This is a genomic window from Paenibacillus sp. JT22N7 (assembly GCF_059383875.1).
Window position 1 is genome coordinate 154,567 of record NZ_JBXENY010000004.1, and the last position, 16,619, is coordinate 171,185.

At 51.7% G+C, this 16,619-nt stretch carries 12 protein-coding genes; all 12 read right to left on the minus strand.

All coding sequences use genetic code 11. The features are described from left to right. Positions 1-93: 93 nt before the first annotated feature. On the minus strand, positions 94-1,266 hold the full coding sequence (locus AC50Y5_RS12235) for an ABC transporter permease (RefSeq protein ID WP_494860945.1): 1,173 nt from the start codon (positions 1,264-1,266) through the stop codon (positions 94-96). After that, the gene (locus AC50Y5_RS12240) at positions 1,208-1,966 is read right to left on the minus strand and encodes an ABC transporter ATP-binding protein (protein WP_056036827.1); all 759 of its coding nucleotides are present in this window, start codon (positions 1,964-1,966) and stop codon (positions 1,208-1,210) included. The genes AC50Y5_RS12235 and AC50Y5_RS12240 overlap by 59 nt, the downstream gene beginning before the upstream one ends. Then, entirely contained in the window at positions 1,963-3,627 is a 1,665-nt protein-coding gene (locus AC50Y5_RS12245; RefSeq protein WP_494860947.1) for an efflux RND transporter periplasmic adaptor subunit, read from the minus strand. Before AC50Y5_RS12245 ends, AC50Y5_RS12240 begins: the two co-directional genes overlap by 4 nt. 276 nt (positions 3,628-3,903) lie before the next feature. Further along, a complete protein-coding gene (locus AC50Y5_RS12250) occupies positions 3,904-5,385 on the minus strand; it encodes a glycoside hydrolase family 32 protein (RefSeq protein WP_081418856.1) in 1,482 nt (493 codons plus the stop codon). A 25-nt stretch (positions 5,386-5,410) separates the two neighbouring features. Then, positions 5,411-6,238: a carbohydrate ABC transporter permease gene (locus tag AC50Y5_RS12255; protein ID WP_056036821.1), complete on the minus strand. Its 828-nt coding sequence runs from the start codon at positions 6,236-6,238 to the stop codon at positions 5,411-5,413. After that, positions 6,238-7,122, minus strand: coding sequence for a carbohydrate ABC transporter permease (locus tag AC50Y5_RS12260; protein ID WP_056036819.1), 885 nt, complete (start codon positions 7,120-7,122; stop codon positions 6,238-6,240). The genes AC50Y5_RS12255 and AC50Y5_RS12260 overlap by 1 nt, the downstream gene beginning before the upstream one ends. 103 nt (positions 7,123-7,225) lie before the next feature. After that, positions 7,226-8,569 (minus strand): ABC transporter substrate-binding protein, encoded by a 1,344-nt coding sequence (locus tag AC50Y5_RS12265; RefSeq protein WP_056036816.1) that lies wholly within the window; start codon positions 8,567-8,569, stop codon positions 7,226-7,228. 177 nt (positions 8,570-8,746) lie between these two features. After that, positions 8,747-9,724, minus strand: coding sequence for a LacI family DNA-binding transcriptional regulator (locus tag AC50Y5_RS12270; protein ID WP_056036814.1), 978 nt, complete (start codon positions 9,722-9,724; stop codon positions 8,747-8,749). A 255-nt stretch (positions 9,725-9,979) separates the two neighbouring features. Next, the gene (gene murA / locus AC50Y5_RS12275) at positions 9,980-11,416 is read right to left on the minus strand and encodes a UDP-N-acetylglucosamine 1-carboxyvinyltransferase (protein WP_056036811.1); all 1,437 of its coding nucleotides are present in this window, start codon (positions 11,414-11,416) and stop codon (positions 9,980-9,982) included. A gap of 311 nt (positions 11,417-11,727) precedes the next feature. After that, positions 11,728-11,994, minus strand: a complete 267-nt coding sequence (locus tag AC50Y5_RS12280; protein ID WP_056036807.1) for a DUF1146 domain-containing protein — start codon at positions 11,992-11,994, stop codon at positions 11,728-11,730. A gap of 69 nt (positions 11,995-12,063) precedes the next feature. Continuing rightward, the gene (locus AC50Y5_RS12285) at positions 12,064-14,604 is read right to left on the minus strand and encodes a S8 family peptidase (RefSeq protein WP_494860951.1); all 2,541 of its coding nucleotides are present in this window, start codon (positions 14,602-14,604) and stop codon (positions 12,064-12,066) included. Positions 14,605-15,101: 497 nt separating this feature from the next. After that, on the minus strand, positions 15,102-16,616 hold the full coding sequence (locus AC50Y5_RS12290; protein ID WP_494860953.1) for an NADH-quinone oxidoreductase subunit N: 1,515 nt from the start codon (positions 16,614-16,616) through the stop codon (positions 15,102-15,104). Positions 16,617-16,619: the final 3 nt, after the last annotated feature.

A 16,619-nucleotide genomic window follows, 5' to 3' on the forward strand; every position in this document is an offset into this window, starting at 1 on the left:
CTCCTTCCGCTACCTTTTTATAGCAATGCCATCCTGCTTAACTGGATAGTCCATTCTATGAGCGGATTTAATAGGGTAGAACAGAAAGGAGAGCTAATCGTGGCGCAGCGCGTCGACTGGCTTCAGCCTCGAAGCTTTATTGGCCGGGAAAATGCCGAACACGATTCCGACAAAAGCAGAGAAGGCAAACGACAAAATGACCGTATTAAACGGAACCGAAGTATCCGTCCCATTCACCACCCCAATGACATAGGAGCCCAAATAACCGAACCCGATGCCAAGCGCGCCGCCCATGCCGCTAATGACAACGGCCTCCACAAGAAACTGGAACAAAATATCTCTGCGCTTTGCACCCAGCGACTTGCGAATGCCGATTTCCCGCGTCCGCTCCGTAACGGACACCAGCATAATATTCATGACTCCAATGCCGCCGACAAGCAGCGTAATAGCTGCCACATAAAGCAGCATCGTATTCATCGTCTCGTTGACCGAATTAAGCGTCTCTACCGCATCCTGCTGGTTGAACACCCGGTAGCTGCTGTCATCGCCCCTGAATTTTTCCAGCAGCTTGGCCTCAAGCGCTGCAACGGTTATATCCATCAGATCAAGATCGGTCACCTTGAGAGCGACTGTACGAACGCCGACACTATCAAAAAGCTTTTGCGCCGTCGTAATTGGAATCGCAATTTTTTCATCGTTGGAGCCGGTGAGCGAGCTGCCTTTCGCCTCCAAAAGCCCGACGATCGTAAAGCGGCTGCCGTTCACTTGAATCGTTTTGCCAATCGGGTCCTCTTCTTCAAATAGCTCCGTGGCCGTATCAACCCCAATTAATGCAACCTTTTGGGTGTTTTTCACATCCATCGAAGCGATGTATCTGCCGGACTGCACGCTGAAATCGCTCACCTGCTCGTAATCCGGCGTAATGCCCTCTACCGTCACGCTCGTACTATTTTTCGCATATTTCACCGTTGCACTGCCACTGACCGTCGGAGATACGCCCTCTACATTCGGAATATCAGCCAAAGCCATGGCATCGTCGAGTGAAAGGGAGGTTGCCGTTCCGCGGCCTGTTATGGTCACCGACAAGGAGTTGGTGCCAAGGCTGGCAACCTGCTCCTCCACTTGCTTCGTCGAGCCTTGCCCCATACCGACCAGCGCAATAACTGTAGCTACGCCGATCAGTATGCCCAGCATGGAGAGGGCTGTTCTAAGCTTGCTTGACAAGACGCTCTTGATCGCCATCCTGAACCCTTGCGTCAGCTTCATCCCTTTCCCTCCTTTCCTCGGTCAGCACGCCGTCCCGCATAATAACCGTACGGCTTGCCCGATGAGCGACCTCCATATCATGCGTAATGAGCACAATCGTGTGGCCCTGCCGATTCAAGTCTTCCATGAGCTGCAGCACTTCCTGCCCCGTCTTCATATCGAGTGCTCCAGTCGGCTCATCCGCCAGCAAAATCGGCGGGTTTGTCGCCAGCGCCCGGGCGATGGCAACCCGCTGCTGCTGTCCGCCTGACAGCTCGCTCGGACGGTGATGCACCCGCTCTCCAAGGCCGACCTGCTCCAGCGCCTTCATCGCCATAGCTCGGCGCTGCTTCGCAGGCAGCCCTCGATAAATGAGCGGCAGCTCGCAATTTTCAAGTGCGGTAAGCCGTGGCAGCAAGTGAAAGCCCTGAAAAATAAACCCGATCTTCTTGTTGCGAATATCCGCCAGCTTATTCTCGCTCATCCCTCTTACCTCGATGCCGTCCAGCTTATAGCTGCCATCGGTCGGCGTATCCAGACAGCCGATGACATTCATCATCGTTGATTTTCCCGAGCCGGAAGGCCCGACAATGGCGACAAAATCGCCTTTTTCCACCTGAAAGGATACGCCTTTAAGAATCGTCACAGTTTCCCGGCCCATCACGTAATTTTTGACGAGATGGTTAATGTCGATTAGAATGCCGCTGCCCTCGTTCCTCATGGGCGACCACCGCCTGCTCCGCCGCCGCCAGTGAATCCGCCTCCACCGCCGCCGAATCCGCCACCTCCACCGCCGAAGCCACCTTGCATCATGCCGCCTCCCATAGTCGCTTGATTTTGCTGGGTCGTCGTTGTTGTCATGCCCACTGTGCCCTGCGGCGTTGGAATGAGCACGGAGTCGCCTTCATTCAGCCCCGAAATAATTTCCACATACGTTTCATCGCTGATTCCCGCTTCTACTTCGACTAACTGCCCTTCCATCTGAGCGCCGCCACGCTGCATGTTTGTTGTGCCTTGCGCCGTTCCGCCCGTACCTGCTGCTCCCTGTGCTGCTGCTCCAGTACCTTGAGTACCCGCTGCGCCTTGTGTTCCACGTGTTCCCTGGGTGCCAGCTGTACCTTGGACAGCTCCGCCCGCAGCTTGGCCACCGATTCCACCTTGTGCTCCGCGTGTTCCTTGTGCACTCGTGCCGCCTTGAGCATCGTTTGTACCTTGAGCGCCTGCCGCTCCCTGTGCACCACTCGTACCTTGAGCACCGGCAGCGCCTTGTGTCTCGCCGGCACCTTGAGCTCCTGGTGCGCCTTGACCTTGTGTGCCCGTAGCACCTTGCGCACCGTTCGAGCCTTGAGCGCCTGCAGCTCCATCCGTGCCTTGTCCACCTGACGCTCCAGCATTTCCTTGTGCCCCTGCTGCCCCGCTTGTACCTTGTGTCCCGCTCGCACTTTGCGTGCCCGTTGGCACGCGAACGAAGGATTTGCCGCCACGTTCAATAACAGCGTCTACCGGTACAACGACGACATCATTTCTGGACTCCAAAATAATGTCCGCTTCCCCCGACATGCCCGTCATCACGCCATCAATCGTATCCAGCGAAATCGTCACCTCATAGGCGGATACGCCATTCGATGCCGTGCCCTCCCGAGCTAAGCTGGCTACTTTGCCTTCGATCGTCTTGTCCGTCAGGGCGCTCAAATAAACTTGCACCACTTGGCCAACTTTGACCGACGGAATATCCAGCTCATCGACCTGCACGACAAAATCAAGCAAATCGTAATTGACGATAGACGCAATAACCGTATTCGCTACAACCTCGTCACCAACGGAAACCTCGCTTTCCGTCACCTCGCCATCAATCGTCGCCACAACCTCAGTCACCTTCAGTTGATCTTCCCTCATCGTGGTCAGGCTGTCTTGGTTTTGCTTGATTTCAAGCGCCAGCATTTCCATATCCGTTTTGATGCTTTGCTGGGTCGCCAGTTCATCCTCCGTGCCCGCAGCTTCCTTATATTTGGTCTGATATTGCTCCATCTGCACTTGCTGCTTCTTAATCGAAAGCTCCGTCTGCTCAATCTGGCTATCGTAGTCCTTCTCGGATTCAAACGTTGCCAGCACTTGGCCTGCCTTCACCTTATCGCCGACTTTGAAGCTCAGCTTTGCAATCGTACCGGATACGCCGGACGTTACGGTTTCGCGAGAGTTGGCTTCTACACTGCCTGTCGCGCTTATTTTCAGCTCAATATTGCCCCGCGTCGCTTTCACCGTTTGCGAGGTTGCTGCCTGCACCGTCGCCGGCTGCCCCATCTTCAAATAATAATAGGCACCGCCTCCACCGGCCGCGCCTACTACAAGGATAATACCAAGCCATAGCTTCCACTTTTTCATCGACTGTATTCCACCCTCCGACTGACATATTCGTGACGAATATAGCATGAAAAAATGAACGGAGAATGAACAAGCCTGACCGAGGATCAGCCCTAGCTAGTACCGCGCTGCAAGAACATTCATCGTTTCTGCTGCTGAAAATAAAAAAGAGAACAGGACACAACCTCTGTCCTGTTCTCAAACCTGGCATGCGCCAGTCACGCTCACGTTTCCAGCGCCGCTCTAAACTAGCCGCGATGTTACCCTCGCTTATAAGGAAGCGGCATTGAAGCCGCATTAAAGCTGGCGTTCAATATCCCATTTTTTAAATGAAACGAGTGTACCCGTTCCGCCCGAGGCGAAGGCGGCAATGCCTGTCGAGGCTTCGCCCGGGTAAATACGTCCGGTCATCACTTTTTCCCCGCCTTGGAGAAACACCTCCACCGACGACTGATCGACGAAAATGCGCAGCGAAAGCTCGCCGCCTTCCGCAAGTGCAATGGCCGTCCTTCTTTCGCCGCCTTGCCCGATACCGGAACAATCCCGATTGAAGCGGAACAGCCCTTCTTCCGCATGATAAGCAAGTACAGTCTCTTCTCCCGCCCCATTCGTCCGCAGCTTCAAGCCAAGCTCACGGGCGCTGCCGATACGGAGCACCACTTCAAGCTCATAGCAATCTCCCCGGACAGCGAGCAGCTGCTCCCCCGCAAGCTCCAACTCCCTCAGCTCAAAACCGTCACGGCGGTACGCCTTCAGCTCTTCCAGCGGCTGAAACAGCAGCTTTCTATCGCTGCTGCGCAGCACAGCTTCACGCGGCAGCGTCATCGCCCCGGCCCAATAATGTCCGAGCTGGGTCGGAATTTCCTGCTCCCACGTTTCCATCCAGCCGATGACAATGCGCCGTCCTTGCGAGTCCAGCGCTGTCTGCGGCGCATAAAAATCAAAGCCGTAATCAATCGGCTCATAGCCGTCATACGAGAATAACCCTGTCTCCGTATTTAATTTTCCTACCATATAAGTGGTGGAATGCAAATTACGATAGTTGTCGCCTTGTGCTGGCATCCGCTGCGGCGACATCATCAGTACATCATAGTCCCCTAGCGGGAACAAATCCGGGCATTCCCAATTGTCGCCCATCTGTCCATCGCTGCGCGCCATCTCGCCAACAAAGGTCCAATTCACGAGATTCTGTGAACGATAGAGCAAAATCAAGCCATGCCCTGCACCATCATTCGAGCCGATGACTGTATAATAGGAGCCGTCACGCTCAAACACCTTCGGATCGCGAAAATCTTTGCGGCTCGCTCCAGCCGGAATTTGCTCCAGCCCCAGCACCGGATTGCTCGCCAGCTTAGCGAATGCCCGGCCATCATCTGATACCGCTATATTTTGCGTCTGATAATAGTCCGTATCCCCATTCGGGCCTGTCACGACATGCCCCGTATACATAAGATGAAGCTTGCCTTCATGGACAATCGCGCTTCCAGAGAAGCAGCCCCCACTGTCATACGGCTGATCTGGCGCGAGCGCAACCGGCGCATACTCCCATGAAACCAAATCGCGGCTGATCGCATGGCCCCAATGCATCGGTCCCCATACCGGCTGGTACGGATAATATTGATAAAATAAATGATAATGCCCATTGTGAAAAATAAAGCCGTTCGGATCGTTCATCCAGCCAAACTCCGCCATCAAATGATAGCCAAGACGGTACTGCGGCCGCAGCAGATGCTTTCTTTCCGCCACAAACTGCTCGGCATTGTCGAGCGTATACAACATGATCAATCATCCTATTCTTACGCGTTTATTTAATGGAGCCTTGCATGACGCCTTGAATAATAAATTTCTGTGCGAACAAATAGACGACGAGTATCGGTAAAATAGTTAGCAGCAGTCCTGCCATCAGCGGCCCGTAATCGACGGTATAAGTGCCATAGAAATAAAAGGTCGAGAGCGGCAGCGTACGCTGCTCCGAAGAGGTCAGCACAAGCGATGGAAGCAGGAAGTCGTTCCAGATCCATAATACATTCAAAATCGCAATTGTCACCGACGTTGGTGCGAGTACAGGGAACACAATGCGGAAAAACGTCTGTGTCCGCGTGCAGCCATCAATCATTGCGGCCTCCTCCAGCTCCGCCGGAATGCTTTTCACAAAACCATGATAAATGAACACCGCAAGCGGGCTTCCAAAGCCGAGATACATATAAATCAGCGTCCACTTGTTATCCAGCAAATGCAGATTGCCATACACCTTCACAAGCGGAATCATAATCGCCTGGAACGGGATAATCATCGCTGCTACCATCAGGAAAAACGTATATTGATTAAATTTGCTTTGGTTTCGCACAAAGAAATGGGCTGTCATGGCCGCAAGCACCGAGATAAGCAATACGCTCAGCACCGTAATGATAACCGTGTTCGTAAACGCGGATACATAATTCATTTTCGTAAACGCCGACTCGTAATTCGCCAGATTGAAGCTGTCAGGCAGAGAAAGCGGCGAAGCGGTGATCGCTTTATTTTCCTTAAAGGAATTGACGATTAGCAAAATAAATGGAAAGACGAAGGCCACAAGGCCAACCAGCAAAACAATAAACTTGCTCCATTCCATAGAGGCTTTCCAGCGCTTCATCAGGCCTCCACCTCCAGCTTCTTGCTGAAATACACTTGCAATAGCGTAATGCCCGCTACGAGCAGGAACAGTACAAGCGCTTCCGCCTGCCCTACCCCATAATCTCTTGAGAGGAACGCTTTCTCATACACATGCATCGAGACCATTTCCGTGCTTTTGAACGGTCCGCCCTTCGTCAGCGTCAGGTTCAAATCGTAAACCATAAACGTGCGCTGCAGCGATAAAAATACACATACGATAAAAGATGGCACCATCAGCGGCAAAATCATCGTCCGCAGCTTGCGGAATGCCGTTGCCCCATCAATGCTGGCCGCCTCCATAATATCCTTCGGCACATTCATGAGACCCGCCACATAAATAACCATCATATAACCAGCATATTGCCACACCGTTACAATTATAAGCGCCAAAAATGCTTTATCCGGATCAGCGAGCCAGGACGTGCCGAATACGGAGATGCCTGCTTTTTGTCCAATCGATACGAGTACGTTCGAGAAAATAAATTGCCATACAAATCCAAGCACAATGCCGCCGACCAAATTTGGAATGAAAAATCCGGCCCGAAAAAAGCTCTGGCCCTTCAAGCCGCTTGATAAAAAATAGGCTAGCAAAAAGGCCACCACATTGACGAGCGCCACACTTATAAACACATATTTAAGCGTCAAATAAAATGACTTCCAAAATACCGCGTCTTTCCATACGTAGGCATAGTTTTCGAAACCGACCATCGTACTCGTCGTGGAAATGCCATCCCAATTCGTAAAGGTTAAATAAATCCCGTACAAAAACGGTACTATCATGACGGTGGCAAAAGCAAACAGAGTAGGCCCGGTGAACAATAGCCGCAGCCGAAGACGGCTCCAAAGTCCTTTTTCCGATATCATCGTAATCCCTCACTAACGTTTCATGGAAGCGAAGCGATGGACAAGTCATGCAGGCCTGTCCATCGCATCCTCTTCTAAGCTGTTGTTTGTCGTCTAGTTCACGCTACTTTACAGTTGTCCAGTATTCCTGAATTTCCTTGGCAAGCGTGGCGCGGTCAGCTGCTCCAGCCAAATATTTTTGCATCGAAGCGCCTACCTTGCTCCAGTGATCTGCCGGGAGCGCACTCATCGATTCCTCGATTTTACCTCCAGTGATATAGGCCCCAATCGACTTAGCGAGCGGGTCTTGCGGCTCCAGTGTAATGTTTTTGAACGCAGGCACGATGTTCGCTTTATTGATCAGGAAGTCTTGGCCTTTCTCTTTGTAGACCATCCACTCCAGGAACGTTTTTGCTGCCGACTGCTGCTCTGGCGTGCTTTTCTCTTTGTCTAGAACAAGGCGTTTCGAGACAGCTGCGGAAATTTGCGTATTGCCGAAATCATCCGGGTTATTGCTGATCGGCACTGGCAGGAAGCCATATGCGCCGCTCGCCGTATCAAAGCTGCTGATTTGCGGCCAAGCCCAGTTGCCCTGGAACCAGATGCCAACCTCGCCTTTGCCCAGCACCTCAGGACCCTTCTCATAGGTGCCTGCGAGCGGCGAAGCTTTATCGATGTTATGCTCCTTCATGATGTCGAACGTATCCATGAGGCCGTTAAATACGCTGTTGGACGAAAGATCTACGCTGCCAGCCTTCAGATCAGTAATAAACTGGTTTACCACCGCTTTATCTGCTGATTGTCCAGCATAAGCGAGCGGAAGGTAGTGGGCTGCAAGCGACCAATCCATTGGCGAGACGATGAGCGCGCCAGTACCGGAGGCTTCGATCTTTTTAAACAAATCTTCCAGTGCCTGTGTCGTCGTAATGGTTGCCGGATCGAAGCTGCCACCAACCGCTTTGTCTACGACCGCTTTGTTGTAAATAAAACCGTAGCCTTCAATTGAAAGCGGGAACGCATAGTTTTTGCCATCGAAGGTTGTCAGATCCGTGCTGCCGTCGACCTTGTCGGACATCCATTTTTCCCCGCTCAGATCGAGGAGGCGATCTTTGAACTTCTCGACATCCCCTGTATCCAGCATCGTAATCGTCGACGGGCTGTTCGCCGCATACAGCGCGGATGCTTTCTCGAATGGCGACTGTCCTGCCGGAACCGGAATGATTTCCAGCGTAATATTCGGATAATCCTCTTTAAACGCTTTCGCTGCATCTTCAAGCTGCGTTTGAATTTCCCCTTTGGAATTCAGCAGCGTAATTTTCACCTCTCCTGAAGCACTTCCACTATTTGCGCTGCCTTCAGCTGTGGATGAATCTGCAGGTGTTGAGCCGGCATTTCCTCCGCACGCTGTTACGACCATAACCATCACTAAAGATACGAGCAGAGCCTGCAAGCTTTTCCAAGATTTCATTCGTTCGTCCCCCGATTCTAAATGATAAATATTCTATGCTGGAACCGATTTATAAACCGCTTTCATAACGTATTATAGTCGGTGTCAAAAAATATGTCAATCGTTTGACATGTCAAACGATTGACATTCAATAATAAAAATAAAAATCCCTTGCTGTATAAGGGATTTCAGCTGTTCCTAAGTCGTCAGGCGCTCCACCAGCTCGACATCCAAAACATACCGGTGCTCCAGCGGCTCATCGTTCATTTGCCGGATGATTGAATCAACCGCGATCCGCCCGATTTCGGCAATCGGCTGGCGAATCGTCGTTAGCGCCGGCGTTATCCAATTGGCCGCGCTCACATCATCATAGCCTACTATTTTGATCTGCTCCGGAATAGACTTGTCCGCCTTGCGGCATTCCTTCACCGCGAAGGAAGCGATAATATCGCTTGTCGCAAACAAACCATCGATATCAGGATGCTCCGCGAACAGACGGCTCATAATCTGCTCGTACTGCTGCTCGTCGAATACGTTCATATCCGTCTGGATGATAATTGGCTCAATCTCATTTTCCGCCATCACGTCACGAAAGGCAGCCGTTCGCTGGTTCGCCAGCAGCTGAAGCTCTAAATTCCCGCAAATATGCGCAATTTTTCTGCACCCTTTGTCTACAAGCAGCTGTGCCGCGAGCCTGCCACCCTCGTAATTGTCCGATGAAATAAACGGGATTTCCTCGCTAATCTGCCGGTCTATCGTCACAATCGGGGAATGCAGCTCCTTGTACTCCTTAACCTCAAGCGTATGGCTGCCCATAATAATGCCGTCTACCCGGTTGCGCTTGAGCATATCGATGTATTCCTTCTCCTTCACAGGATCAAGATGCGAGTTGCAGAGCATAATTTTATAGCCGTTCTCGTAGGCATAACGTTCAACATAGCTGGCCAGCTCAGCGAAGAAAGGATGCGCCACATTTGGAATAATGAGCCCGATCACATTGGACTGCTTGCGCAGCAAAGAACGCGCCAGCTCGTTCGGCTGATAATTCAGCTCCTTCATCGTCTGGAACACCTTATTGCGAGTCGTCTCGCTAATATACCCCCTGTTGTTTAATACGCGGGAGACCGTCGTAACCGATACTTTCGCCTTCTTCGCGACATCATGAATAGTAGCCATAAAATCTCCTTCTCATTATCCAGAAAGTTATACGCTTACAAATTATGCTTTCATCATACCACACGAAAACAATCTTTATATTTAAAATGCAAACGGCGCTGCCCGTTATGGATGGCAACGCTCGTATAACGGAGAAAATAGAAACGCGGGTACAAAAGAGCAGCTTATAAGGCTTTAATTTCAAAAAAAGAGCCGTTCACATCGCCCCATCCGGCGCGTCTGCAAACAGCTCTGCTCTTATGCTTATTAAAATGGTTACGCCCAAGTAGGCTGAACCTTCAAAACCGTTGCTTCCTTCTCACGCTTGAAGCTTGAAGCCGAATCCAGCTCAACTGCTGCGATAACAGCGGCCGTTTCCTTCGCTTGTTCTACAGCAGCGACCACTTTAGCTTGAAGTACATTTTCCACAACAGCCGCCTGCTTCTCTTCCTCCTCCGCTTCAACGCGGTGAATAAGCGCTCCAAGCGAAGCCAGTTTGCCTGTAATATCTACATAACCGCGATCTACGTGGTGGATACCCGTTACTTCCGTCTCGCCATCAGCACGCAATGCTGCACAGATCAAGGCTGCTCCTGCACGCAGGTCCGTCGCACATACTTTCGCGCCAGTTAGCGGCATATTTCCGCTAACGATAGCGGAACGGCCTTCGATCTTAATATGTGCATTCATCTTCTGGAATTCTTCCACATGCATGAAGCGATTCTCAAATACCGTTTCGGTTACGACCGACGTACCCTCGGATACGAGCAGCAGCGCCATCATTTGCGATTGCATATCCGTCGGGAAGCCCGGGTGCGGCAACGTCTTCACGTCTACCGATTTCAGCGGATGGTCCGCTTTAACCCGAATGCCGTTATCCGACTCCAGCACCTCCACGCCCATCTCTTGCAGCTTGGAAATGACCGGTGTCAAATGATCGCCAATTGCTCCTTCTACAAACACGTCGCCGCCTGTAATCGCTGCAGCAATCATATAAGTGCCCGCTTCTACACGGTCAGGAATAACATGATGCGTCACACCGTGCAAGCTTTCAACGCCTTCGATGCGAATGAGGCCTGTGCCTGCGCCGCGAACCTTCGCGCCCATCGCATTCAAATAATTAGCGAGGTCGACGATTTCCGGTTCCTTTGCAGCATTTTCAAGCAGTGTTGTGCCTTCTGCGAGTGCAGCAGCCATCATAATGTTCTCAGTAGCGCCTACGCTTGCTACATCGAGATATATTTTTGCGCCCTTGAGACGCGTGCTTGTGCTTGCTTCAATGAAGCCGTGTCCGAGCGTAATTTCCGCTCCCATCGCTTCGAAGCCTTTCAAATGCTGATCAATCGGACGTGTTCCAATCGCGCAGCCGCCCGGAAGCGAAATACGCACCTTGCCAATCCGTGCAAGCAGTGGTCCCATAACAAGGAAGGAAGCACGCATTTTGCGAATCAGCTCATAAGGCGCCTCGTAAGAAGCAATCGTTCCCGCCGAAATTCTCATTGTTGTATCTTGATACGATATCGTTGCGCCTAATGATGCCAATACCTTCTGTATAGTCATGACATCGTCGAGGAGGGGAACGTCACAGATGACGCTGTCTCCTTCCGTCGCAAGTAAAGAGGCTGCTAGAATGGGGAGTACTGCATTTTTTGCACCGCTGACACGTACCGTTCCCGATAAACGCTTGCCTCCGCGGACGATAATTTTGGTCATCTTATGGTTCCCTCCGCGAACTGAATTTCTGTCTCTCGCTTTAAAATTATTGTTTAAAAGTGAAAAATTCCCGTCTTAATCCAAACTCCATATTAACACTTATCTACACTAATCGACAAGCTTTAAATTTCCATGTAACCGCAGCATTTAAAGCAGCCCGATCCTGACCCTAACATCCTATGCTGAACGATGCTTTTAGGTGTTGCCCTGCCTGATACTGGAACAAAATTCCCGCACTTGTATAGCGTTCGGAAACAGGCGGGATTTTAAGTCCGTCATGTACTACCCATTGTTAACATATTCCGCTCTCGTTATTCGACAAAACTCTTCAACATTGTCGTCCAAGACCAGTAATCCAAAATGAAGCTGGCAAAAGCGTGCCCCAATATGATCGCAATAACCGCCTGAAACATGCGAGCCTTGGGGCTGCGGGGAAACGCAAAAAACGCTTCCCATTTTATCTCCTGCATAATAAACCATATAAGTACAATGCTTACGAGCGTTACAACGATGGAGAACAGTCCCGTTACTCCTGTGGCTGTCTGCATGTTGTTCAACATATCCTGAGTCAAACCCATCTGTGCTCCAGCTGCCTCCTTTTTTTCGCCTTAAGTTCCGGTATGCCGCTTGATTGCTCATTTACTCAGCTATTGCACGAGCAGCCGCTCTTTTGCAAATGGCTCTCCACTGCTTTCCACGGCAGGGTCCTCCACTTTAAACATGCGGCGTGCTTCATTGCCTCCCGCTTCGCTGGCCGGAAGCTGTTGCTCTGCAATCCCAGGAGCGCTGGCAAAGGCCGTTTTGACCGTTACCTTGAAACGGTAATATTGCTTGTCGAAGGGCTCATTGGCTGTCAGTTTAAAATAATAAACACCCGCAGGAAGCCGCTTGTTTTTCACATCCAGCTTGCCTGTGCTGCCTGTTTTCTGTGAAAAAAGCTGCTGCTGCTTTTTATCGTATGCTATGACTTGCATTACCTTTCCTGAAGGAACATTAAACACTTGCAAATCAATTTGGCTCGCTCGGGTGAGGCGCAGCTGGAACCAATCGACATCGGTGCTGCTGTCAATGACCCCTACATATTCTGTGCCGCTGCGTATGCTCAAGCCTTCGTAATATTGATTATTCGGCTCATTGGGATCATCGTATTTCGGCACATAATTGATTTTCAGCGTATATTGCCCAATGACGGGGCTGGCCTCAGACGAAATAGCATTATGCACACGAATATAATATTTCCCGGGTGTTACTGTCAATGTTGGCGATATTTCTGCCTGGCCCTCCGACTCCTCATCATAGGTTCGAAGCGACTGTCCGGCCCGCTGAACGGCAAGGCCCGGGTCGATTCGCGCCGTATTCCCCTCCAAGGCAAGCCGCAGCGTGCCGCTTTGCTTGAAGGTAATCGCATACCAGTCGCGATCCGCCTTCTGATGGAAATTGCCCACTACCGTCTGGCTGCGCGGCGACAAAGCGAACGCTTCGTATGTCTGGTTATTCGATTCATAAGCATCAGGTTTCATAATAAAAGAGGAGTCCAGCAAATAGGGCTGACGGGTCCCGTTATCGCTGTTCATGAACTGGACGCCTATTTTTTGCGTCCCTTTCTTTACCGTGAACTCGGCATTGCCGCTGGCAAGCTTCGTCGTATAAGTATTTTTCTGGACACCGTTCACATAATGCAGCAGCCGAATAGGGGGAATTGCAGCCCCTGATTCAGTCAGTGATTGGTACTTCATCGTGAGCTTGCCGTCATATGGCGCCTCCACGGTATACCAGTCGATATCCTTGCCCGTATTGAGTACGGCAGATATTTGCTTATTCAAGGGGAGAAAGGCAGCTGTGCCCCTCGTATCATTCGGCTCAAAACCATCTGCTATAAGAGGTGTGCTCAGCGCTTTATCGATTTGCAGCAGCCCATAGCCTGTGCGATTATCGAAGCCCGACTCGCCAATGTTGCGCGTCGTTTGGCGCAGCAGCTCCCTTACTTGATACGTTTTGAGCTTCGGATAACGGGCCCAGATGAGTGCCGCCGCTGCTGCTACCTGAGGTGCGGCCATCGACGTGCCCTCTTCCTTCTTGTAGCTACCGCCTAGCGCTGTCGTATAAACGTTCCAAGCTGCTGACAAATCCAGCTCCGTACCGGGATTCGAACGCAAATCTGGCGAACTGTCCGCTTTTACGCCGCCAACTGCCAGCACCGTCGAATAGGCGGCGGGGTATTTTACAGCTGCCATACTTCCGAGCGTCTGTCCATCATTGCCCGCTGCTGCTACCAGCAGCACCCCTTTGCTCTCTGCATAATTTACAATGTCCTGCATATAAGGAGAATAACGATATAATCCCACAGAGAGCACGACGATCTTGGCCTGCTTGCGCACCGCGTACAAAATCGCTTCGCCCAAATCCTGCTCTGTCCCATCGCCATTATGATCAAGCGCTTTAATCGGCATCAGCTTCGCCTTCCACAAAATGCCGGATACGCCAATGCCATTGTTGCCGGAAGCGGCAATTACTCCGGCCACGCTTGTCCCGTGGCCGTTATTGTCCTCAGGCGGCGTATCCGTGTCGATTAAGTTGATGCCGGGGACTAGATTTTTTTTGAGATCGGGATGGTCGAGATCGATGCCCGTATCGACAATCGCGATCGTCAGCGCGGTTTGCTCGCGCACGGTTTTCCAAGCGGCTAGCGCGCCGATCTGCTTGAGATAGCTTTGCTTCGCAAGCTCGGGATCGCTGGCCGCCGCTGCCTTCGCGGCGGCGGCTGTGAGGGCTGAGGCCTCGCCGTAGGCAGCCTCGGCTGGAGGGCTGTCGTCCGCCTGCTGTGCGGCGGACAGCTCTAAGGCGTGTACCCGTCCATTCGGGTACACGTATTCGACGCCCGGCGTGCTTCGCAGCCGGCGCAGCCATGCTTCGACGTCCGCCGATGCTTCGGCCGGACGTACGACATCGACCGCCGCCTCAGCCTGGCGGCGGATCACGAGCGTCCCGCGCAGCTCAGCTGCTTGCGCGGGGTCGCTCCATTTGAGGAGCCAGCTTTGCGGCGGCTCCTCTTTTGCACTTGAGGCGGCGTCAATACGCTCCGCCGCCCAAGGCTCTGCGGCGGATACAACGCCGCAAAGCAACATAACCGCCAGCAGCGCAGCAAGCTGGCGGCGCAAACTGCGGAACCTACCATGATTAAACTTCATGTTATTTATTCTGCCTTTGCATTCGTATTTTTCTAGCGCTTTTTATTCTTGCTTTACATTCGTACTTAACATTTGTACCTTATCATCTGCACTTGGCATTCGTACTTAACATTTGTACCTTATCATCTGCACTTAGCATTCGTACTTATCATTCGTACCTTATCATCTGCACTTGGCATTCGTAATTACCATTCGTGTAATTCTCGCATTTACATCCGCACTTAACTTCCGCACTTACATTCGTACTTAATTCCGTTTACTTATCCCTACCTACATCATCACTTGGCTTCATATTCCCTTGTACCTTAACCTGTCGCTTGCCATTGTATCTGCTAACTCTCTCATTCGCATACTGTTGTATCTGCTATCTCTCCCATTAACTTTCGCGCTTGGAGCAGGCTTGTCCTTGTTCCGGCTTAAGATAGCGACCAAAGGCCCAGCTTTCTGATTCCATATTGTTTTCTTACCCTATTGGATTCCTTCCAATCAGGGGCTGTTTACTTCATCAGCAAGCCTGGGAACAAGCCCAGCAAGACAAGAGCGACGGCGCAGATGGCAATGCCCGCAGATGCGGCAAGCGGAAGCGAAAGCGGACGCTCGTCGCTGCCCGTTCTCATGAACATTTGCCGGATGAAGCCGAAATAAGCATACGCGGCAACGAGGCTGCATGCGGCCATGACGCCCAGCAGCCAATAGGCCTCTGCCGCAGCGCTGCCCAGCCATATATACACTTTGGCAAAAAAGCCACCCGTAAGCGGCAAGCCTGCAAGCGACAGCACGAAAACAGCCATCGCTGCCGCAAGCCAAGGCGACCGATGGTATAAACCAGCCAGACCGCTGAGCTTTCCATGCCCTGTCGCTTCCCGAACAGCTGCCAAAATAACTGCAGCTCCAAACATCGCCAGCATATACACAGCAAATTGATAGCCGAGCGGCGCGAATAAGCTGCTATGAGCGGGCGCAAGACTAAGGGCGACCGGAACAAGCAAATAGCCGCTGCTGATGACGCTCGCCCAGCCTAATAGGTTAGCAGCCTGCTTTTGCCTCAGCATCGCGACTGTGCCCCAAGCAATTTGGCAGGCCGCAATCGCCTGCAAGCCGATATAGGCGCTGTTTAAACCCAATAGCTGGACAATCTCCGTTTCATGGAGCAGATGAAATAATGCAGCTGCGGCTGCACCTTGGCCTGCTACCGCCAGAAACATCGCGCCAGCTGTATAAGGAAAGCCCGTGTTTTTTCCATTCTCGTTAGACATCCAAATACTAAATGGCAGGGCCGCCACTTTCACACCCAAACCGCATGCCATTAGCAAAATGGCCAAGTATACAAGCGAAGCATAAGACTGCATATCAGAAATGGATGCCCGAATCGCAGCTAAGTCCATCTCGCCAGTCAAGCCATAAAGATAAGACATGCCGAACAGCAGCAGGGCAGTTCCAACGCCAGAACGGGCCGAGAAGCGCACTGCCGGGCGCTCAGGCCGAGACAAGTGCTCAAGCCGCTTGTTCAACGTAGCCAAAATCAGGCTCAACGCCGCCAAACTAAATAGCTCAAGTCCAATATAGAGCGTAATGAGATTGGCAGGCGAAAGCAGCAAACGTATGCCAAGCAGAGCAGCAGGAATATATAAATAATTGTTAATACGCTGCTCCTGCTCTTCTCCCAGACTGAGCAGCACCACTACGATTGCGCCCGCAATAACCAGCAAAAACATGAAGCTTTCCGCATTTAAGCCAAGATAGGTGATTCCGGCGACTCCGCCAGACTGTCCGCCCTCGGCAATCGCTATCGCCGCTTCTGTGCCGTTCGCTACTATCCGCCATAAGGCTGCTGCAAACACGACGACCAGCCAAGGCAGTGTCAACCAGCCTGATGCCGATCCCGCTTTGTACCACAAGCGAAACCGGAGGCCTACAGCAAGTGTAATCAGCAGCAAAAGGAGGAGCAGCTCAGGAATAAGCTGCACCGTACCCAACCAAAACTGCGATCCCAGCGCTTCACTATTTGTCATGAG